This window comes from Cyclobacterium sediminis (assembly GCF_054781075.1).
Genome location: NZ_BAAGVC010000044.1, coordinates 526,020 through 547,925 on the forward strand (window position 1 = coordinate 526,020; position 21,906 = coordinate 547,925).

Genomic DNA, 21,906 nt, shown 5'->3' on the forward strand with positions numbered 1-21,906 from the left:
ATTTCGGGTATATTTAAGGGGGGGTTACTTGGGGATTGAGCGCTTAAATTTAGTCAATATTACCAGACAAAAATAAAGGGAAATTACGGTATTTTTTTGAAATGCATAAACTCCTTAGTCTATCAATATTTTTATATTAATAGGGTTAAACTGAGTTTTTTTTACTTTCTTCCTTTATTTGCCCATCTCCATAAATTACTGTATAAATAGCATATTATTAAGTATTTTTAGTTGTATTTTTTAAGATAAGTCATTTGATGTTAATTTTATTTTGTTAAATTTATGAAGATAAAATTATATAAATGAGCCATTATTTTGAGACCATAACATTTGAATCTTTGGATGGCTTCCAATGTGACTTGAAGCATCTTAAGTCTTCCAATGCCTCTAAAGGTCCGGTGCTTTTGGTGCATGGTGCCGGGGTGAGTAGTAATATATTCAACCCACCATCCAAAAATAATATCATATATGCCCTTGAAGCAGCCGGATATGATGTATGGTTAGAAAATTGGAGAGGGAGTATTCAATTTGAGCCCAATGAATGGAATTTGGATCAGGTGGCTCAATATGATCATCCTGCAGCGGTAAGAAAGGTGATCGAACGAACAGGAGCTAAAGAAATAATGGCAATAATTCATTGTCAAGGCAGTACCAGTTTTATGATTTCCTCCATTTTAGGGCTTATTCCGGAAGTGAAATTAATTATAAGCAACGCGGTTTCTTTACATCCCGTGGTTCCATTTTATTCCGGTATTAAATTAAATGTACTCGTGCCTTTGGTGAGTAGATTTTTTAAATTTCTAGACCCACAATGGGGATTAAGAGCTCCAGATTTTAAGTCTAAACTAATGCTTAATGTAGTGAAAGCTACGCATTGGGAGAAAGATTCACTGGTAGGTAAAATGGTTAGCTTCACCTACGGGTCAGGGTTTCCTGCATTGTGGGAACTTGAAAATATAGATGATAAAACAAAAAATTGGATTCAATATGAATTTGCCCACGTTCCACTGTCCTTTTTTCACCACATACAGAAGTGTGTAAGAAATGGGGCCTTGGTTCATTTTGAAAAGGGAGGAGGGGATTATACAGAAGAAGCGCCCAAGACATCAGCAAGGTTTGTATTGTTTGCAGGTAAGGAAAATAAATGTTTTTTGCCTAAAAGTCAGGAAAACACTTTTGAGTATTTAAATAAATTACAACCCGGATTGCATAAATTATACCTATTAGATAATTACAGTCACTTGGATGTGTTTTTCGGTAAAAATGCTCACATAGATGTGTTCCCAAAAATGATTAATGAACTAGAACTTGGATGATAAATCATTATGCCACCAAAAAGAATAAAAAAATATACAGGTAGGTATGCCCTTGTAGATGGCATACCCTATACCATGCCTGTAAGCTCTTCAGATTCTCCCGCTTTGATGGCTGGTTTTTCTTGTGACTGGGAAAAAGCCAATGCCTTACTGCCTGGAAATGAAATCCATGCCATGAAGTTGCCCAATGGAAGGGCTGCCCTGATGATTACAATCATAAATTACCTGGATACCAGTATAGGTAAATACATCGAGTACAGTATAGCCATCGCTTGTACTCATGGACCAAAACCGGCACCGAGAATTCTAAATACATTGCTACTGGGACATTATGGGACTGGGCAGTATATCTTAGACCTCCCGGTAAGCAGTGAAATTTCAGTGAAGGGAGGCAAGGGAATTTGGGGCATGCCTAAGCATAAAGCGAATCTCGATTTTATAGTTACTGATGATCAGGTGACAAGTCAGTACGAAAAAGATGGGCAATTTGCATTTCGAATTGAAATTGATAAACCCAAATCTCCCTCTATTAAATTGAAGGTTGGAGCGACAAATTATTGCAGGTTTAGAAATATGCTGATGGCCTCTTACATTTATTTTGAAACCAAAGCGGGAATCAATCTTTTGGGCAAGGCCAAGGGAAGCCTTTTCATAGGGGACCACCCAAAAGTTGCTCCCTTGAAGGATATTGACATAAACCCGAATCCATTTTTCACCACTTTTATGCCTAAAACAAACGGTATTTTGGATGACCATTTTGAATGCTGGTTTATGACTTATGATGAACCTCCCAAAGAAATGACTGAAGGTTTGGAATCGGTGTATCCATTGGGTTATTCAGAGGATTGGTTAGCCCCACCTTCCATTACTGATTATGAAAAATATCGTATTAAATAAAAATAAAATTACAAAATGAGTCCTCTAAAAAAAACATTATTAGACATCAATAATGCTTACATATTTTTTTGTGCATCGATTTATTTAGGAATGTTTTGGTCCTTACATTATTTCTGGTTTCCAAATTATCCAAAGACTTTAAACCTATCAAATTATTATGACGCCATAATTCCACAAACAGACTTGGCAACAAAGTTCTTCTTTGTGTCCATTCCTATTATGGCAGTAGCATTGGTGATTATGCTAATTACTGAATGGAAAACAGGTCTTCGATGGGTGCCCTTGGCGTGGATTCCAGGGCTTTTAGCACCGGTTTTGGTGCAACAAATGTATATCGAAGACGTCAACAATCAATTTAAAGCAGGGTTGACAGATGAAGCTACCTTGAAAGCCCTGCTGGATGAATGGATGTTTCTAAACGACGTTCGCTGGATAATTCTAACCATCATGTGGTTTATCACCATGTATTTCTTTATTGCAAAAGCAAAACCAAAGCACCAGTACAATGGCTGAAAAAAAAATATTTGGATTGACTCCTAGGTACACAGAATTGTTGGTGGTACTCATTGCATTTATAACCTTAATCTCAGGGTTGGTACAAATGCTAGCCCCTTCTTTTATGCTGGGTTTTATAGGAAAGGAAGTGGCAACCGCATCTTCGGCACATTTCTTCGGAATTGTAGGCATGTTTATGGCGTTATTTGGAGGCATGCTGCTCCATGCAGTTTACAGTGCTGTAACCAATAAACAGGTGGTATTGTGGTCGGCACTTCAAAAATTTGGAGCGTTTATAGCAGTATCAATAGGCGTGTTTAATGGTTTGTTCTCCATTTTAGCCATGTCTGTTGCCATTTTTGATCTATTTTCCGGACTGATTTTCTTTATTTATTTACGTGTGCTCAATACAAGTAATTCATAACTTTCTACAGGTTTTAGCATTGTAAGGAAGAACACTGTCATTATTCAGCGAAGCTTTATTATAAAATTTATTTATAATGTTATTGACTAAGCAACCATCTAAAAATCAACCGAACCGTGCATTAATACTTGCGGGTGGGGGAATGCGTGTTGCTTACCAAGCGGGTGTAATGAAAGCCATGCAGGAAGATGGTTTGGTCTTTTCCCATGCAGATGGGGCTTCAGGTGGTATATTCAATGCTTCCATGCTGGCCTCTGGACATTCGGTGGAAAATATCATTGAAAAATGGAAAACTTTAAACTTTAACCATTTCACCTCTTTTATCAAACTAAAGGAATATTTTAGACCATGGAACCTCAGGGCTTTTGGTGATGCAGATGGGATTCGGGATAAGGTCTTGCCCCATTTTGGTGTGGCAGTGGAAAAAATAAATAATCTAAAATTACCTGTTACTTTTTCAGTTTGCAATTTCACCAAAAAAACAGTGGATACCATACCTTCAGGGAAGGTAGAAGAAAACCACCTGTTAGCAGGAGTGTCTTTGCCAATTTTGATGCCGGCCTTAAAAGTAAAGGATGATTGGTTTATTGATGCGGTTTGGGTAAAAGATGCCAATTTACTGGAGGCAGTGAAAAGAGGAGCAGAAGACTTATGGTTGATTTGGGGAATTGGCAATTACCCGAGTTATTTATCAGGTTCGCTTAACCAGTACGTGCACTCCATTGAAATGAGTGCCAATGGGGCGATTTTTGAAGAGTTTGAGCAAATAAAATGGATCAATCAACTAATTGACCTAGGACATTCGCCCTATGGTCAAACCCGAAAAATTCAAGTTTTTGTAGTAAAGCCAAAGCTCCCCTTGCCCCTGGATCCTGAATTGTTTCTAAAGAAAATTACGGCAAGGGCTCTGATTAATATGGGGTATCAGGATGCCAAAAACTATCTCAATTCACTGCCGGAAAAAGGTGATGTACTTGATTTTAGTGCCACCCAGACCATAGATTCAGGAGATTATTTTTGTATCCCAATGGAATTTTCGGGAGAGATTTTGGAAGGAAAAAAAAGACATCAAGTTGTTTTCCATCTTTTCTTGCGACTTTCTTATTGCAATGAATTTAAAATTCTAGAAGCTTTTTCAAGTCTTTATTTCGAGGAGAGTAAAGTGGAAATGATTGGCGGTGAAACTTCGGTTGAGATTGTCAAAAATGTTAACGGAAATGCCTCTATGACAATAGAGACCGCATTGAATGATAAAGAGAATAAGTACATTTTGAAAGCTGAATTAAAGTGTTCTGGCCCCAAGTATTGGTTAATGGGTCTTGCTTTTAAATCTATAGACTTGAAATTATCATCCTTGTCAGAAAAAAACGATTTAATGGCAGGAACCCTTTATCAGGCCTTCTTTTCTAGGCTTAAAGGGGTATTGTTAAGCTTAGCCAAAAAGAAAAGTGGATCAAATGCCGGTTTGGTGTTTAAATATAGGATGTTACAAAAACTATTGAAGAATGAAGTTTGAAAGAAAACCAATGGTCAATTGGTATGACCCTAAGCAATTGGCTTTCACAAGTGTTAAAACAGTCTTGTCTTCTGTTTTTGGAAATTTTGCTGACCGAAGAGAGCTTCAGGCAGCACTTGATCAAGATTGCAAGCCTTTTGATTATTCCAAAAAAGAAGCATTATGGTTTGACTATATATCCGATTTAGGGGATGGATTTAACTCCACCTATACAATGGCCAGTCTATTGGCCAGAGAGGAATTGGAACTGAGAGGGAAAACCCTCAAAAGGGGGGATGTGCTAATAATGGGTGGAGATGAAGTTTACCCCACCCCCGAAAATATAGAATATGACAATAGGTTGAGGGGGCCTTATACAGCTGCTTTTCCAAAAGATAAAAAAGCCATAGAACGTCCGGATGTATTTGCTATTCCAGGAAATCATGATTGGTATGATGGATTGACTAATTTTTTAAGATTATTTACGCAAAAGCGTTCCTTGGGAAATTGGAAAACCCAGCAAAACAGAAGCTATTTTGCACTCAAACTTCCCTATGATTACTGGGTTATTGCCATTGATATTCAGTTAAATGCTGATATTGATTATCCCCAAATATGCTTCTTTAAAAAAATTGCCAAAGAGCATTTCAACGCCAATAGTAAAGTGATCCTTTGTACTTCTGAACCTTCTTGGGTTTACAAATCTTTCGACACAAAAAATGACTCTTTTGATAGGCTACAATTTTTTATTGATAAGGTATTATTGGGTCAAGGTGAAAAAGACTACGAAGAAAAAAACAAGTCAATAAATATCGAAGCAATATTAACAGGTGATTTGCACCATTATGCCAGGTATGAAACCATAAAAGACGAAACCAAGCCATGTCACTTTATTACTGCCGGTGGTGGCGGGGCCTTTATGCATCCTACTCATACGTTAAAAGAAGAAATAATAGGTACCCATGAAAGAAAAGCGGAATTAAAGAAAACATTCCCCTCAAAATCAGGTTCTACCAAACTTAGTTTGCTAAACCTCGTCTTTCCGTTTTTTAGCCTTACGATGTTGTTGTTTTTTGGGACTTACAATGTCTTTACCACATGGATACTCCAAACAAAGCCTACCGGAGGGGAAAGTTTGATGGAAAAATTATCTGAATTCGACCTTTTCCAAGGTGAATTGTCTCAAATTTTGAGCGTCATAGGTTCTAATTTGTTACACTTTCCTACAGCTCTTTTTCTTAACCTCTTATTATTTGCCGGCTTAATATTATTTACTGATACCAGCTCAGGAAAAAAGAAACTCAATTATATCGCAGGTGTCATTCATGGTCTGCTTCATGTGATTAATTTTTATTTCTTATTGTGGCTTTTTTCCTATATGAACCTAACCGTTTGGGGACTTGAGGTGGATAATGGTAAGCAAATAGCCCTGTTTACCGCTGAGATGGTAGTTCTGGGTGGGTTTATAAGTTGCTTGATTTTTGGCCTTTATTTAACGGTAAGTGTTAGCCTTTTAAAGAACCACATTACTGAGGCGTCCTCTTCTTACAGATGGGAAGGGTATAAAAACTTTTTGAGAATTTCGGTAACCAAAGAAGGGCTTACCATTTACCCAATAGGTGTAAAAAATGTAGTTAGCAATTGGAAAGAAGTAGGAACTGAGAAAAATCCTCGTTTTGAAGGAGGACCCATTAACTATGAATTGATAGAGGACCCAATATTTATAAAAAATGAAAAAATTAGCTAAACCCCTCGGCAGTATACAACCGGAATATGACTATGTGATTATAGGTTCTGGATATGGAGGTAGCATCTCAGCCTCTAGAATGGCTCGTGCCGGGCAGTCTGTTTGTCTCTTTGAGAAAGGGAAAGAGTTTTTGCCCGGGGAATTTCCCGATACCTTACTGGGTGCCTCAAAAGAAATGAATTTCATAAAGGGGAAATCTACGAGTCTTGAAAAAAACGGTCTCTATGAATTTACCATGGGAAATGGCATTAATGTATTTAAAGGTTGTGGGCTGGGTGGCACTTCCTTAGTAAATGCCAACGTCTCCATTAAACCGGAGAAAAGGGTAATGCAGGATGAAATGTGGCCCTTGCCAATAAGGCAAGACTTGGCCTCCTTTGAAGAAGGGGTAGATAGGGCATGGGATATGCTGAAGCCCAATCCATACCCTGAAAATAAAAATGGTTACCCGGTGCTGAAAAAAACCGAAGCCATGCGCAAATCAGCTGATTATATGTCGGCTCACTTTGGTTTATTGGATATCAATGTAAATTTTGAAAATAAAACCAATCACGTTGGTGTTCAGCAACCAAAATGTACAAATTGTGGGGACTGTGTTACGGGTTGTAATGTAGGCGCAAAGAATACCACGGCAATGAACTATTTACCGGATGCGTTTAACCATGGGGCAGATATTTTTACCTCCATTAATGTCCGGTATGTCAAAAAGTTTAAATCATATTGGCAGGTTTACTACCATCCAATTGGTATTGGCAGAGATAATTTTGATGCACCACTATTGTTTGTCAGGGCAAAGAATGTGGTGCTAAGTGCCGGTTCTTTGGGCTCTACGGAAATTCTTTTCCGTTCTGTCAAAAAAGGTTTAAAGGTTTCTGACAGATTGGGAATGAGGTTTACAGGCAATGGTGATGTACTTGGTTTTGGCTATAACAATGATGAAAGGATCAATGGCATAGGCTTGGGAAATAAGGGAACGGATCAAATAGCTAATGTAGGACCTTGTATCACCAGTATCATCGACTTAAGAGAACGCAAAGATTTATCTTCGGGAATGACCCTTGAGGAAGGAACCGTTCCGGGTCCAATAAGAAGTTTAATGCCTAAGGCCTTGATTGCTTTTTCTAGGTTGGTGGGAAAAGACACGGACAGAGGATTTAAAGATTACTTTAAAGAAAAGTTAAGAGAGTTGAGAAGCCTTTTTTTAGGAGCTTTTCATGGCGCAGTTGCCCATACCCAAATCTATTTGGTGATGACGCATGATGATGGAAATGGAGTCATGAAAATGGATGATGAAGGGAAATTAAACTTAAATTGGGAAGGTGTAGGTAAACAGGAGATCTTTAAGAAAGTTAGTGGAGAGATGTTCAGTGCCACTCAGGCTTTGGGAGGAACTAAAATACCCAATCCGACATGGAATAATTTGATGAATTATGATCTGGTAACTGTACACCCATTGGGAGGATGTGGGATGGGAGACAGTGTGGATAGCGGTGTAGTGGATCATAAGGGGCAGGTGTATTCAGGAGAAAGTGATACCGCCTTACACGATGGCTTGTATGTATTAGATGGAGCCATAATACCTAGACCCGTAGGGACCAATCCCCTCTTAACTATCAGTGCACTGACTGAAAGGAGTTGTAAGCTTATTGCTGAGGAGAAAGGCTATGATATGAATTATGATTTTGTGGCTCCATCCAAGCCGGTTGGTAATCAAATCACAGGTACCGGGGTGCAATTTACTGAAACCATGAAGGGCTTTATTGGTATTGGTGAAAAGGGAGATTTTGAAAAAGGCTTTGCCAAAGGGAAAATCGATAATACCACATTTGAGTTTACCCTAACCATTCAAACGGAAGACATTGACGCATTTATTACCAATGAGAAACATGCAGGTAAAATGGTTGGTAGTATGAGTGCTCCTGCAATATGTAAAGAAGCCATCGCTGCTTACAATGGTGATTTTAATTTATTTATTCAAGATGAGGGGGATAGTGAAAGAAAGCGAATGAATTATACAGCAGAACTTATCAGCCCTGAAGGTGATAATTTTTATTTTGAAGGTTTTAAAGACATCCACAACGACAATGTAGTGGATGCTTGGAAGGATACGACAACCCTTTTTATTACGCTTTATGAAGGGAATTCCCCTGCCGGGAATATTGTAGGCAAGGGTAAGTTGGTTATCAAGGTTTCAGACCTGCTTAAGCAGTTGAGAACTGTTAAGGCCATGCACCCAAAAACCAAAGAAGAGGGAAGAAAGGCCATCAGTTCTTTCGGTAAGTTTTTTGCCGGTAATGTTTTTGAAACCTATTTTAAACCTTAACGATGGATTCCCTGATAAGGTATCGGATTGTTAAGCTTTATTTGAACATGTCAAGAATTCCGGATTTGCTTTCCATTTTCTCAGAAAACCAATGATTGGCCCTGGTGAGGAAATCTCGGTTATGATAAGCTTGGTGTTGGGTGTAAAGGTTGGTTAAATGCTGCTCTAAACCATCAAGCTGACTATCAGTCAAGCCATTTTCTTGGCCGGAATTGGGCTGTTTTAGATCTTCCAATAGGTTCTCTGACGATTTAAATACAATATGATTGCCAACCTCCACATTGTTATGAATGTCCAAACCAAGTAACATTGGAAAAGTTATTTTATTCAAAGGAATATTTACTTCTTTAATATGATTCGGATCGTCTTTATGGTATAACCAGAACTTTGAAGGGCTATTGGCAAAAGAGCTCAAGGAGTCTTTTTCCCCAATGTTTACAATACTTTCTTTTTCCTTTATCCATTTATCCCATTCAGCAGGCTGATATTTTTCTAAACTTATCAAATGTAAGAGGCTGTCTCTTATTTCATTGTTTGGATCGAACTGGTCAAATGAAACGATTGAATCTGTAAGGTCTAAAGCGATGTTTCTAACAGGGATTCTCAAGTCCCTATTTTCCCAGTCACGCAGGGCCATGGTTTTTGGAAGATATTCGCCAATGGCTATTGAATCTTGTAGCATTTGGTGCAAGCCTACATTCCATTGGGCTCTTAACAATAAGGTGTCCATGTTTGTCCACAGTGCAGCAGTCCGATTGTTTACCATTTCCTTATTGGTGTTAATAATCTTCATCCAATCCTTCTCATCTATAAGTCCATCTTCACTGATACGGTACCAAAAGGTAGCAAAATGGTTATAAGTTAAGCTTTGATCCTCAAACTCATTCGTTTGTAATTGTTTGAGCATTTGAACCAGTGTGTTTAATTTATTTTCGGCCAAATTCCTGTTATTGTACCTATCCTCTTGAGCCTCCTTCAAGGAATCAATTTTGTCCAATTCTACTTCAAGCGTCCTTTCAAACAATGCAGCTTCTTCATAGCTGATATAGTGATCCTTCTGGATTTCTTTGGTAAGGTCTATGATTTCATCATGGTGAAAAATTACCTTTTTGACTTCTACTTCTGTAAGTAAATTGACTAACCGACTAATCGTTTGACCCCCATTTAACTCAGCCTGATCAATTATTCCAGCAGTTCTCGCATTGGTTTTTAGCTTCTGGACCGCATAGATTTTTACTTTCTTGCTATCTTTAAAGTTTACCTTGCCATTGTAGGTTAGTAGGTCAAAACCCGGGATTCCTTTTTCAGGTATAAACCATGGGTTAATGTCGGCATTTAAGATTTTAGGAGCCAATCCAAAAATATGCAATTCGCCCACCTCCTCATTGAGGTAGTACATATGGTTTTGTAAATCTTTAAAATCAAAACCGGCTTTTACCGTTCCCCTACCTATCATGGCTAGCTTTTTCTTTGCTTCTCTGCGGGGAAGGTCAGATAATTTACTGGAGAAGAAATCTGAGGTAAATGCTTTGATGGACCATTCCACATTGGAATCGTCAAGGTACCATTTCTCCAAAGTTTTTCTTAATCTATTTTCTCTTAAAGGTTCTGTGATGACATCTTCTTTATCATTTTGCTTCAGGTAAATAAAAGATAAAACTTCATTGAAAAAAAGCATGCGACTGGTGTTTTTCCAATCGCCCAGATAATCAAGTTTCTCAAGAATATTGCTTTTCCCTACCTCATTCACCAAAGTCTTTGTTCTCACTCTTCTTTTAAGTACTTTATTGGGGTCACCAATCTCCAATCGTTGATCCACTGGTAGTTTTTGGAAGTTTCTAAGGTTAACAATCTCCTCCTGAATTTTTTCGAATGTCGCTTCTGCCTGTAGGTTAATTTCAGGTTCCTGTTGAAAATCAATTTGTACTTCATCAATAGATGTCAATACTTCCCCATAATACTCAGCAGTGATCATTTCGCCCATTTCTCTAATTTCTGAAACCATATTGGCTGTAGGCTTTAATGTGGCTTTCCCTCCAAATACATTCATTGGATTCCACATGTATACCAATACTACTGCAGCGACTACTACCAGTATTTGTATAATGAGGCGAGCACTACCAAGGATTTGACCTATCATGGATTTATGGTATTGTCTGAAATTTGTATTTGCCTTACTTTCAAAGAATCACTTTTGAAATGGATAAAATTTTCCTCAAAATCAAAGTTTTTTAGCAAAGTATGCATCAATTTTCTGGTATGGTTTTGACTGGTTTCCACCAAGCCCATATAAGGAAGCTGGTCTCTAATATCCATTTCTGCAAGCCTAAAGAAAGTTTCTTGATCTTCCAAGTTAATGGAGTTCAAAAAACGTTTTGGATTGGACACCAATGAATCTTCTATAAAATCCTCTGGAGGATAAGAGAAATTTATCACTTCAATGGTAGGAAGCGAGAGCGTTATTTTGTTTCCTTCAATCAAGATGTCTTCTTCTTTTATTCTTTCGAGGTTGATACCTGTTTTAATTTTGGCCCTGGAGTAAGCTAAAAATGAGGCTTCATTAACGGGTACAAAAAATATATTTTTTTCCTTCTTTCCGAAAACCACCTTGTCCACAACAAATTCTGTAACCACTAGGTCACTGGCTTGTTGTATTTTACCTATAACCAAGCCTCTCTTTTCTTCTTTACAACTGCTAATTAGAATTAGAATACCGAAGAGAAAGGCCATATGGGTCAATTTCGATTTTAAGCTTTCCATGTTTGCTCATTTTTGAATTGCTCATAAAAGTGTTTCATCTTGAGATGGTATTCATTGACTTTATAGCCACTTCCATTGTACCCATAGGCAAAAGATTCCCAATCATAATTTCCTTCATTTGATTCAGAAATGTACTCAATCAGGGCTTTGCCTCGAACCTTCTTAATTTTAATAAACGCCAGGAAATCCAAGAAATGGAAATATTCGGATTCGTTTTGCTTGGCTTCAAACTCTTCCACATCCTTATAATTTCTGGATTTGATATGGTGTTCCATGTTTTCACCCAGTATTTGGAACAAACCCCAGGAAGTGGCATAAATGGCCGCTTTTGGATCTATTTTTCTGGCTTCTTCAAGCCTGTCATATTCCTTTAAACCTACCCTATAATGGGTTCTGGTCCACTTTTTATAGATAATGTCTTCATGACCTACACTTAAGGCTTCCGGATCTTTTCCGAACGCGTTAAGCCAGTACCAGAACTTGTGGCCTTCAAATAGAATTTTAGCCCTTCCGTCACTCAGGTGTCCACGGCCTGCAGACTCCACCTTAACCAATGCCTTTATTACCGGTAGGCTTATTTTTATATTTTCCTTCGCTTCCAATTCATCCAAGGCGATCCTTATGTCCATGTCACTTAGCAATTTGCTATTGGTGTTGTCTTTGATTTGAACATATTCTTCTCTTTGTAAACTTATTTCGGGTTGTGCTTCAAATGAAGTGGATAACAAAGACCTTTGCTGGCTAGCCGGAGGTACGTCTGCAGGTTGAAGGCCGTTTTCAATGGAAAAGATCCTATCTTCATTGTCAAAGTAAGCATTGTCTAATTCCAGACTGTCCATAGGAACCATTGCCTTGCTTTCTTGAGAGGAAGAAGGGGACAGGGATTGATTATTTTGAACTTGCCCACCGTTTTGGGTATTGTTTTGTTTAGGTACCCACCTTTCGCGTAAGTATTTTAGAGACTTGTCCCCAAAATAGAAAGCGATCATCATTAAGAAGGCGGTTTCAAAAAATTCAAATTGTTGACTCAATAAGGCTGCATCTACTCCGGAATATTGTGTTCCAAAGCTGACGATCAACAATGACATTCCTCCCATCAGCAGGGTAAAAGCGATCATGCCCCTTACTGTTCCCGGAGGTAAGCCGAAAGTTTGACTTTTATACGGATTGTGTTCGGGCATTTCCAGATCAGAAGCTTTTACAGGAATGCCTTTGCTGTGCATGTCTCTGAAATCATAAATGCGTTGCCAATCCTGGTCTGTTAAGCCGTAATTTATATTGTAATGGTAAACAGACCACATAAAGTAAATGAGGAATAATGCGATCCAGATGACAGTGGTGGCAAGGCCTACCGCCTGAAATAGATTGTCATGCTCAATGTAAACAAAGAGGGCACCGAGAATTGCAAAGATGACCAGGATGACAGAAAGGATGACCGTTCCTTTAAAGAAAAAAGTATGGTATGGGTTAAAATTTGGATTCCTGTCTTTTACCTTGGGACTAATATGTCTTGCGATTAAGCCGTAGATAAAACTTAAGGCCACAATGATCACAAAGCCGATAGCAAAGGCATGGTTGGCGCTTTCCATGCTAGGCACTATGAAAATCAGGGCAGCAAGAGCGATTACTACTATCGAAATGATATGGATTATCAAATAATTTCGTTCGGATATAAAGGAAGACTTTGTGTCCTGATTATCGACGGATGAAGGGCTTTTTTCCATGGAGTATATCGGTCTGTATTGGTTATTGAATCATTTATTAGGCGTTGACTAGCTGCTGATTTTTAGTAAGTCGCTCCAACCAATTTTCGTTTAGAATATTGATAGTTAAGGGCTCATTTTGGTTTATCTTTGGATATACCATTTTATAGAAGCGTTCGTAAGCTTTCTGAGATTGTAGGATCATTTTTTCAGGATTGGCTGCATTGACCCCGTCCGCAATTAGAATACATCCTTCTGTGTCTTTATGCGTATTTCCTATATGGACATAAACCTTGTCATAGTTAGGAATTTCTTTTATCTCAATATGGTATGAAAACCAGTTAAACCTATTCCTATACCGTTGCGTCAATGGACTGAGGTTTTCATTGATGCCCAGTTTATAATGTCCCTCCGGAATTCTAGTTCCCCCGGGTATTTTTTCATCACGATGAGTATCTTCCAAGGTGTAGGCGAAAAATTTCTTTTCAATAAACAACATACCCAAAGTAGTATTCCCATCATCTATATACCTTAGAATGGTTACCAAAGCCTCCGGGACTGATGCTACACCATCATTTTCTACCAAAGATTTGATCTTTTTTATATCTGGATTATCGGCTATATTTATATGGTTAATTTTATCGTTAAGGCTTTCCTTAGATGCCTTTTGAATGGGGGCTGTTTCACTTTCTTTAAATAAGTCTTTTAATCTATCAAAACCTTTACGAAGCAGCATGATTAAATAACCAATAAAACCAACCAGCCATAACCATATTTTATCCAAAACTTCGGGATTGGAATAAAAAAACAGGACAACTAAAATAACCCCGGCCAAAACCAGTAAGCCCGGTAATTTATTCATTTTAATAATAATTTAGGGTTTGAGGTAGAAAAATTGCGTTGGTTTATTGTACCTCAAAATTTAATTATTTATTTTTCAATAACAAAAGAATAAACAGCTTATTTTGAGGTGTTGTGTAGAGAAATAAAAATTAGTACCGTCCAAAAAAACACATCTAAATAGTAATGATAGGATGGTATGAATTTTTTTACAAGATGAATATGATTCAGATTCAAATTAATAGGTTATTGATTAGATCTACCTTTAAAGATTCTTGATTTGTAAAGCATATTTCTTGAATGACATAAAATTTAATTAATTTAGGAAACCTAAGCGTTTTAAAATTGAAGTAAAAAATAACTATACCTAAATAAATATGGCGAATTACAAAATTCAAGTCAACAACAAAAGCTATGAGGTAGATGTTGATTCAGATACCCCTTTACTATGGGTACTTCGGGACAACTTGGGACTGGTTGGAACCAAATATTCCTGCGGTATTTCACAATGTGGGGCTTGCACAGTTCATCTCAATGATGCTGCTGTTAGGTCTTGTGGATTACCGATTTCCTCTGTAGGAGATGCTAAGATCACCACTATCGAAGGGCTTTCGGAAGCAGGAGATCATCCTGTGCAACAAGCCTGGAAAGAAGTGGACGTTGCCCAGTGTGGCTATTGTCAGGCCGGGCAGATAATGACAGCGGCAGCTATGCTAAAGAATAACCCTTCACCTACCGAGGAAGAGGTAATCGATGGGATGAATGCCAATTTGTGTAGATGTGGCACTTACCACCGTATCAAGGAAGCAGTTTTATTGGCCTCATCAAAAATTAAATAATCATGAACAAAGCACTAAAATCAAATAGAAGGGATTTTTTAAAAATTGCAGCAACTGCAGGTGGTGGTTTACTGATTGGATTTAATTGGTCAGCTTGTGATTCTCCCAAAATGAAAGTTGTCAGCAATGATGAAATCTTTGATAAAGCCATCAATTACAATAGTTTTCTATCAATATCCCCGACAAACCATGTAGTCATCTATTCACCCAACCCCGAACTGGGACAAAATATCAAAACTTCCTTTCCAATGATTGTTGCAGAGGAATTGGATGTAGATTGGTCTAATGTAAGAGTGAAGCAAGCTTTTTTGGATACTGAGAAATACGATAGACAGGTCACCGGTGGCTCTGGAGCCATGCCTCATTCTTGGCAAAGACTCAGACAGGCCGGAGCCACAGCAAGGCAGATGCTAATGGAGGCCGCTGCAAAGCGATTGGATGTACCTTTATCCTCCTTGACTACAGAGAAAGGAAATGTTGTTCACGGGTCAAAAAAAATCAGCTATGGAGAGCTTGCTACTGATGCAGCTTCATTGCCGGTTCCGGAGAATGTAGCTTTAAAAGACATCAATGATTTTAAAATCATTGGAACAGCAGTAAAAAATGTAGACAATGATGCCATGTTTACGGGACAACCTTTGTATGGGCTGGATGTTTATCGGGAAAATATGCTTCATGCCATGATTCAAAGGCCTCCATTTGGAATGAAGCTGAAAAAGGTTGATTCAGAAGCTGCAAAAAATGTCAAAGGGGTAAAGGATGTGCTTACTTTTAAAAATAATGTAGCAGTAATAGGTGAAGGAACCTGGCCTCTGATGAAAGCAAGGAAACTTTTGAAAATTGCTTATGAGCCAATAGAAGGAACTTTGGAATCTACAGCCTTCCATGATAAGAAATTTGATGAGTTGTTGAATTCCGGGGAGGGTGAAGTCAAAAGAAAGGATGGGGATGTAAATACCGCTTTTAGAAATGCAGCAAGGGTAATCAAAAGTGAATACCAATGCCCATTCCTATCCCATAGTCCTATGGAACCCATGAATTTTTTTGCAAATGTAAAGGAGGATAGTGTGGAGTTAATAGGTCCTTCACAAACCCCAGATCGTGCTAGAAAAGCAGCAGCAAAGATTTGTGGAATAGATCCTGAGAAAGTAAGTGTAGCATTAACCCGTTTGGGAGGTGGTTTTGGCAGGAGACTTAGGGCAGATTTTGTAGAGGAAGCAGTTGAACTATCTAAAATGCTAAAAGCCCCTGTAAAATTAACTTGGTCAAGAGAAGATGACATCACCGGTGGTGCCTATAGGCCTGCCGTTAAGTATAGGTTTGAAGCTGCTTTGAACAATAAAGATGAGTTGATAGGTTATAAGTTGAGTGGAGCCGGCATCAATGCAGGAAATACAACGAGAGAGAATAATTTTCCTGCAGGCGCAATCGATAACCTGGAAATAAGATCGGCTGATTACAAGTCACCGATTACCACCAATGCATGGCGTGCGCCAATAACCAATTTCTTGGCTTTTGCTGAACAGTCATTTCTTGACGAAGTTGCAGAGGCCATGGGCAAGGACCCCATAGAATTAAGATTAGGACTATTGGCCAAAGCCAAGAAAAACCCTGTGGGGGAAATACATTATGATATTGACCGAATGAAAGGTGTAATTGAGACGGTGGCAGAAAAATCAAACTGGGGCAAAAAGGAAGGGGTTTCTCAAGGTTTTAGTGTGTATTTTTCTCATAGATCTTATGTTGCGCAGGTAGCTGAGGCAAAAATTAAAGATGGTCAAGCAGTGCTGGATAAAATATTTGCTGTTACAGACTGTGGAATAGTTATCAACCCTACCGGAGCAGATCAGCAAGTTAGGGGGGGCATGTTGGATGGTATGGGGCATGCAATGTTTGCCAATCTCACTTTTACAGATGGTATGGCTGATCAAAAGAACTTTGATAGCTATCGATTGATTCGCATGAAAGAAATTCCTGAAATCGAAACTCATTTTATTGACAATGGAATTGACCCAACTGGACTGGGAGAACCTGCGCTTCCTCCTACCGGTGGTGCAGTGGCCAATGCCATTTATAAAGTGTCTGGACAACGGATGAGAAATCAGCCATTTATTAAACAGGAAGGTATTAATAATTTTAACCTGGGAAGTCCGGCTTAGCATAGCTGTTACAATTGAGAATGGCTTATAAAATAATGATGGATTGATTTACCACGGGTTGTTTACCCGTGGTATTTTTTTTATACCGATTAAGCCAATGTATGACACAAAAATCTAATGTATCACCCGGGTTAATGCTCCCTATCCTTTTTACATTGAAGAGTTCTACACACTTTATTTGTTTAGTTTTTATGTTTTTAATTGGTTTTCCTTTGCACAAATTTTTTACCTTAAGTATTTAAATAGATATTTAACCATTAGCATTTATTAGCTATTGAAATAATAGGGAATGTGGCAGCTGCAAGGGTTTGTTATCTTGCTTGATTATTGTTTCCTATGCTTTTACTATATTTCAAATGAAAACCTTTTCAATTTGCTTTTACTTGTAGGTGGAGGTCTGATTAGGAAAAGGGTGTTTTTTAATCCATAAAACAATAACCTAGAAGAAACTAAAAAGATGAGTAATTCCGAAATTCTTATCAGGAATAATTTAAGAGAGACTTATGGGGATGTTTATTCTCCAGGAGTGATAGATGCCCTTTCATTCATGGCTCCATTTAATGAAGAAGTAAAAAAGCTTATGGATATTAGGCTCCGCAGGAGAAAAGAAAGGAGTCGAAAAGGGAGTAAATTAACATTTTTAAATCCGGATACCAATATACCGGGTACTAATATTCTGGTATCGGATGCCAGGTCTGGCAAATTTGAAGGAGCTGAAATCCCCTCAGATCTTCAGCAACAGTGGATTCAAGGTACCGGGCCCGGAGCAAAGCCCAATGCAAGTTTAGAAAGTAGTATTCGGAATGTAGCTTATGCTTTACTTTCCGGGGCTGATGGTTGGATGTTTGATGGAGAAGATGCTTTAGGCCAGGTGTCTACCATGTCCTTGGACAATCAACGAAACCTTAAATTGGCCATCCAGGGCTCCCCAACATTTTTTACAGTGGCTGAAGAGGTAGCATCCCAAATGAACAATTGGAGTAAAAGCTTCTTTGGTCAGGAAAAAATTGTTAATTGGAGAGAACAGCTGAATTTTACCACCAAGATTTTTAGGGCCAGGGGACTTCATTTAGACGATAGGCATATTCGGATTAGCAGTGGAGCTTCTTTTTCAGCTTCCATTGCGGATTTGGTACTTTATGTGGTGAATAATTTTCAGGCCTTGTTAGCGGCAAACGCTTCTATAGTGCTGTACCTGCCAAAAATTCAAACGGCCGAAGAAGCCGCATTGTGGAATAAGATGATCAGTGCTTTGGAAAAGCATTTGAAACTGGAAGATGGAACCATCAAGGTATATGTACTGGTGGAGCAGCTAGAAGCAACTTTCCAACTTATGGAAATTAGGGCAGCTTTAGGAAAACACTTTGTAGGTTATAATACCGGCCGCTGGGATTATATCAATAGTGTATCAGATGCGATGGCATGGGATCAGTCCTTTATCAACCCCAATATAGAGTCCATAGGCATGACTTATGGCTATATGAGGAATTATGAAGACAGGGTAAGAAGAGCAGTGAATACACCTGATAGCAAAGGTAATTTTGCTTTATGGCAAGGGGGGATGGAGCCCAATATACCTGTTGGATCCACGGAAGGAGTAAGCGCAAGTATGGAGAAAGCTTTGGCCGGCGCGGAAAGGGAACTGATGGAAGGAGCAAGTGGAAAATGGGTTGCCCATTGGAAAATGGTTCATATTGTTCGCCCCGTTTGGGAGAAAACTGGTAAAGCCAATCAAATGGGAAGAAGCTTTGAAAAGCTTAGTTATTCCCAAGAAGATGCTGGAGGCTTGATCCACCTTGAACCTGCTCCCAGAACGATTAGAGGTGCAAGGAATTTATTAAGTGTAGGCTTGCAGTATGCCAATGCTTTTGGGCAGGGCATGCAAGCTGCGGCTTTGAAACCGGCTGACTTTTTTGGTAATGAAAATGTACTTTACCTAATGGAGGATATGGCCACGGGTGAAATACGCTTGAGTATCTTATGGGAGTGGCTTCACAAAGGTGCTAAAATTACCGAGGCTGATAAAGATTCCGGAGTAAATCAAGGAGACATTTTCACTGAAGAATTGTTCAACAGGTTATTGGAAGAGGAGTATCATAAACTTTTAGCTGCGGATAGCAAAGATGTTCATGAAGCTTCTAAGGCTACTACACTTCCCATTGCCAAAGCTATTGTGAAGAAATATGTTGGGCAAGTGGAGAAGATTCCATGGTTTATTGATTTGTTAAATATTAACCTAAATAATGTTGATTTAAAGCTTGCTGAAAAAAGAATTGATCGCTATATCAACCACTTGAATACAAATGGAGAGCGAATCACAGAAAATCTGGATTTTATTGTTTAATGCTTTTAGCGATTGTTTACATTTGTTGTAAAAGATGTCTCAAACCTTATTGTTTTTTCTAGCTGTTTTTCCAATTTTGGTGGCTTCAGTAATGTTGGTAGGCTTTCGTATTCCTGCCAAATTCACGATGCCGGTAACTTTTGTGCTTACCTCAATTTTGGCTTTTGTATTCTGGGGAATGTCACTATTGACCATTCTGGCTTCCACCATTCAAAGTTTGTTTATCACTTTTGATATCCTATACATTGTTTTTGGTGCTATTTTATTGCTTAATTTTCTCAAATATTCAGGAGCTGTCGACCGTATTCGGGATGGTTTTTTTGGAATTAGTAAAGACCGAAGAATTCAGGTAATCATTATTGTATGGCTTTTTGGGTCTTTTCTTGAAGGAGCAGCCGGGTTTGGTACTCCTGCGGCTATTGTCGCCCCTTTATTGGTTGCACTTGGTTTCCCTGCCTTGGCAGCGGTGGTTTTGGGGATGATGGTGCAGAGCACTGCTGTTACTTTCGGTGCAGTGGGAACGCCCATATTGGTTGGTGTTAAAGGAGGTTTGGAAAACCCTGAATTGACATCCAGATTAGATTTGATGGGTTTAAATATTGCTGATGTGTTGGCTGCTGTCACCGGTAATGCGGCCATTGTACATGCCCTTGTCGGTAGCTTTATGCCTTTTCTAATGGTTTTGATGCTTTGCAGGTTTTTTGGTAAAAACAGATCCTGGAAGGAAGGGTTTCAGGTTTTTCCTTTTGCAATTTTTGCCGGGTTGTCATTTACCATTCCTTATCTGATTACAGGGCTTTTTTTAGGGCCTGAGTTTCCTTCTCTTATTGGCGCTTTAGTGGGTTTGGCTTTGGTAGTTTCTGCAGCCAGGAAGGGTTTTTTGGTGCCTAAATTAACCTGGGAAATGGAAGAAGCCAAGCACTGGCCTGAAGACTGGTTGGGAGCAGCGAATTTTAACAATGAAGTTGAAGCTGAGATGACTTCAATGAAGCCAAAATTCTCCTTAAAATTAGCTTGGTTACCTTATGTTTTTTTAGCCATGTTATTGGTATTAAGTAGGCTGCCCCAATTGCCTTTTAAAAATTGGCTAACCAGTGTTTCTTTTGGTATTGATCCCATATTTGGAACCAATATTGCTGCCACCAGCACGCCCTTGTATTTGCCCGGTACACTTCTGCTTATTGTTTGTGTATTTACTTATTTTCTTCACGGGATGAATGGCAGGGCAGTGAAAGCAGCATTTTCTGAAAGTGGACAAATGATTTTCAAAGCAGGTGCAGTGTTACTCTTTGCTGTTGCCATGGTCAGGGTGTATATTAACTCAGGAGAGAATGCTTCCGGTATGCTGTCCATGCCTATTTTGATGGCAGAATGGTCGGCAGATAAAGTGGGGATGGTTTATCCATTCTTTGCTCCATTTATAGGAGCGCTTGGTGCCTTTATTGCCGGTAGCAATACCATTAGCAATTTAATGTTTAGCTTGTTTCAATTCGGAGTTGCTGATAACCTTGGAATGTCTCCCACCTGGATTTTGGCATTGCAGGCAGTTGGTGCGGCAGCCGGAAATATGATCGCCATACACAATGTTGTAGCAGCCTCCGCCACAGTAGGGCTCCTAGGCAAAGAAGGAAGTGTGCTTCGCAAAACCATTCTTCCTACCTTGTATTACCTTTTGGTGACAGGTTTGATTGGCTTCCTCCTTATTGGAATAGTCGGTGTTATGGATCAATTCATGCTAAATACTTAAATTTATCTTCTTTTTAGTCGATAATTTTGTTTATCCACTAATTAATCGATAAATTGGTTTATCTTGTAAATAGTAGATAAATAAAGCATTCAATGATAGGGATCATCACAGCAGATTTGATCAATTCACGTAAAGTTCCGGCAGCTCAGTGGATGCAGGAATTAAAGAAAGAATTGAAAGAATGGGGAAAGGAGGGAAGCGATTGGGAAATCTATCGGGGAGACAGCTTTCAATTGAGAATAAAGGAACCGGGGCAGTTATTATTTGCAGCCATTTTATTGAAGGCTGCCATCAGGTCAATAGCACCGTTAGACATAAGGATGGGCTTGGGCATAGGAGAGGAGCATTATGTATCCGATAGACTATTGGAAAATAATGGGCCTGCTTATGTTTATTCGGGTGAGATATTTGAGGAGCTTGAAAAGGAGCAGCAGGGGATAATGTTTAAGAGCGAATACACAGAGCTAAACGAGGAAATAAACCTTATGCTTCAGTTGGCATTGACGATCATGGACAGCTGGTCAATCAATTCTGCAAAAATGGTGTGTCTTGCATTCAAGCACCCTGAAAAAAATCAAACAGCATTAGGAGCGATGGAGCATATTAGTCAAAACTCAGTTAGTGCACGGCTTTCCAGGGCTCATTTTGAAGTAATTAATACATTGGTGGATTATTTCCCAAAACGAATAGCAAAGTTTACCTCATGATAGTATTTAGGGCTTCTTGCTGATTTATTAATTACCTGATAACCAGCGTAATAATTAACAAAAACATAACACAAAAACCCCGAATTTAGCTGTTTAAAGCTTTTTTCGGG

Annotated in this window: 16 protein-coding genes; 12 read left to right on the forward strand and 4 right to left on the reverse strand. The window is 38.8% G+C overall.

From position 1 onward, the window contains the following. Positions 1 to 302 precede the first annotated feature (302 nt). From ACYVHJ_RS24025 to ACYVHJ_RS24055, 7 genes are all read left to right on the forward strand, one after another. On the forward strand, positions 303 to 1,316 hold the full coding sequence (locus ACYVHJ_RS24025; protein ID WP_460520336.1) for an alpha/beta fold hydrolase: 1,014 nt from the start codon (positions 303 to 305) through the stop codon (positions 1,314 to 1,316). Positions 1,317 to 1,325: 9 nt separating this feature from the next. Continuing rightward, a complete protein-coding gene (locus ACYVHJ_RS24030; protein WP_460520339.1) occupies positions 1,326 to 2,213 on the forward strand; it encodes an acetoacetate decarboxylase family protein in 888 nt (295 codons plus the stop codon). A gap of 15 nt (positions 2,214 to 2,228) precedes the next feature. Further along, on the forward strand, positions 2,229 to 2,726 hold the full coding sequence (locus ACYVHJ_RS24035; protein WP_460520341.1) for a hypothetical protein: 498 nt from the start codon (positions 2,229 to 2,231) through the stop codon (positions 2,724 to 2,726). Further along, positions 2,719 to 3,132, forward strand: coding sequence for a patatin (locus ACYVHJ_RS24040; RefSeq protein ID WP_339902843.1), 414 nt, complete (start codon positions 2,719 to 2,721; stop codon positions 3,130 to 3,132). The genes ACYVHJ_RS24035 and ACYVHJ_RS24040 overlap by 8 nt, the downstream gene beginning before the upstream one ends. A 76-nt stretch (positions 3,133 to 3,208) precedes the next feature. Continuing rightward, entirely contained in the window at positions 3,209 to 4,648 is a 1,440-nt protein-coding gene (locus ACYVHJ_RS24045; protein WP_460520345.1) for a patatin-like phospholipase family protein, read from the forward strand. Next, on the forward strand, positions 4,638 to 6,374 hold the full coding sequence (locus tag ACYVHJ_RS24050) for a metallophosphoesterase (protein WP_460520348.1): 1,737 nt from the start codon (positions 4,638 to 4,640) through the stop codon (positions 6,372 to 6,374). Before ACYVHJ_RS24045 ends, ACYVHJ_RS24050 begins: the two co-directional genes overlap by 11 nt. After that, positions 6,358 to 8,697: a GMC family oxidoreductase N-terminal domain-containing protein gene (locus tag ACYVHJ_RS24055; protein WP_460520351.1), complete on the forward strand. Its 2,340-nt coding sequence runs from the start codon at positions 6,358 to 6,360 to the stop codon at positions 8,695 to 8,697. Before ACYVHJ_RS24050 ends, ACYVHJ_RS24055 begins: the two co-directional genes overlap by 17 nt. A 37-nt stretch (positions 8,698 to 8,734) precedes the next feature. On the opposite strand, the gene ACYVHJ_RS24060 is transcribed toward ACYVHJ_RS24055, so the two are convergent. From ACYVHJ_RS24060 to ACYVHJ_RS24075, 4 genes are read right to left on the reverse strand one after another with little or no spacing between them, the layout of a single operon-like run. Next, positions 8,735 to 10,837, reverse strand: a complete 2,103-nt coding sequence (locus ACYVHJ_RS24060) for a DUF4230 domain-containing protein (protein WP_460520354.1) — start codon at positions 10,835 to 10,837, stop codon at positions 8,735 to 8,737. Then, positions 10,834 to 11,457 (reverse strand): DUF4230 domain-containing protein, encoded by a 624-nt coding sequence (locus ACYVHJ_RS24065; RefSeq protein ID WP_460520357.1) that lies wholly within the window; start codon positions 11,455 to 11,457, stop codon positions 10,834 to 10,836. The genes ACYVHJ_RS24060 and ACYVHJ_RS24065 overlap by 4 nt, the downstream gene beginning before the upstream one ends. After that, the gene (locus ACYVHJ_RS24070) at positions 11,445 to 13,181 is read right to left on the reverse strand and encodes an N-acetylmuramidase family protein (protein WP_460520360.1); all 1,737 of its coding nucleotides are present in this window, start codon (positions 13,179 to 13,181) and stop codon (positions 11,445 to 11,447) included. The genes ACYVHJ_RS24065 and ACYVHJ_RS24070 overlap by 13 nt, the downstream gene beginning before the upstream one ends. Positions 13,182 to 13,218: 37 nt before the next feature. Beyond that, the gene (locus ACYVHJ_RS24075) at positions 13,219 to 14,022 is read right to left on the reverse strand and encodes a DUF5675 family protein (RefSeq protein WP_460520363.1); all 804 of its coding nucleotides are present in this window, start codon (positions 14,020 to 14,022) and stop codon (positions 13,219 to 13,221) included. A gap of 355 nt (positions 14,023 to 14,377) precedes the next feature. Between ACYVHJ_RS24075 and ACYVHJ_RS24080 the strand changes: the two genes are divergently transcribed. The 5 genes from ACYVHJ_RS24080 to ACYVHJ_RS24100 all read left to right on the forward strand — a co-directional run bounded on the left by ACYVHJ_RS24080 (position 14,378) and on the right by ACYVHJ_RS24100 (position 21,796). Continuing rightward, positions 14,378 to 14,839, forward strand: coding sequence for a (2Fe-2S)-binding protein (locus ACYVHJ_RS24080; RefSeq protein ID WP_339904833.1), 462 nt, complete (start codon positions 14,378 to 14,380; stop codon positions 14,837 to 14,839). A 2-nt stretch (positions 14,840 to 14,841) separates the two neighbouring features. Then, the gene (locus ACYVHJ_RS24085) at positions 14,842 to 16,998 is read left to right on the forward strand and encodes a xanthine dehydrogenase family protein molybdopterin-binding subunit (protein WP_460520367.1); all 2,157 of its coding nucleotides are present in this window, start codon (positions 14,842 to 14,844) and stop codon (positions 16,996 to 16,998) included. Positions 16,999 to 17,455: 457 nt separating this feature from the next. Next, a complete protein-coding gene (locus ACYVHJ_RS24090; protein WP_460520370.1) occupies positions 17,456 to 19,342 on the forward strand; it encodes a malate synthase in 1,887 nt (628 codons plus the stop codon). A gap of 34 nt (positions 19,343 to 19,376) precedes the next feature. Continuing rightward, positions 19,377 to 21,089: an L-lactate permease gene (locus ACYVHJ_RS24095; protein WP_460520373.1), complete on the forward strand. Its 1,713-nt coding sequence runs from the start codon at positions 19,377 to 19,379 to the stop codon at positions 21,087 to 21,089. A gap of 92 nt (positions 21,090 to 21,181) precedes the next feature. Then, positions 21,182 to 21,796: a SatD family protein gene (locus ACYVHJ_RS24100; protein ID WP_339900830.1), complete on the forward strand. Its 615-nt coding sequence runs from the start codon at positions 21,182 to 21,184 to the stop codon at positions 21,794 to 21,796. The last annotated feature ends 110 nt before the right edge of the window (positions 21,797 to 21,906 follow it).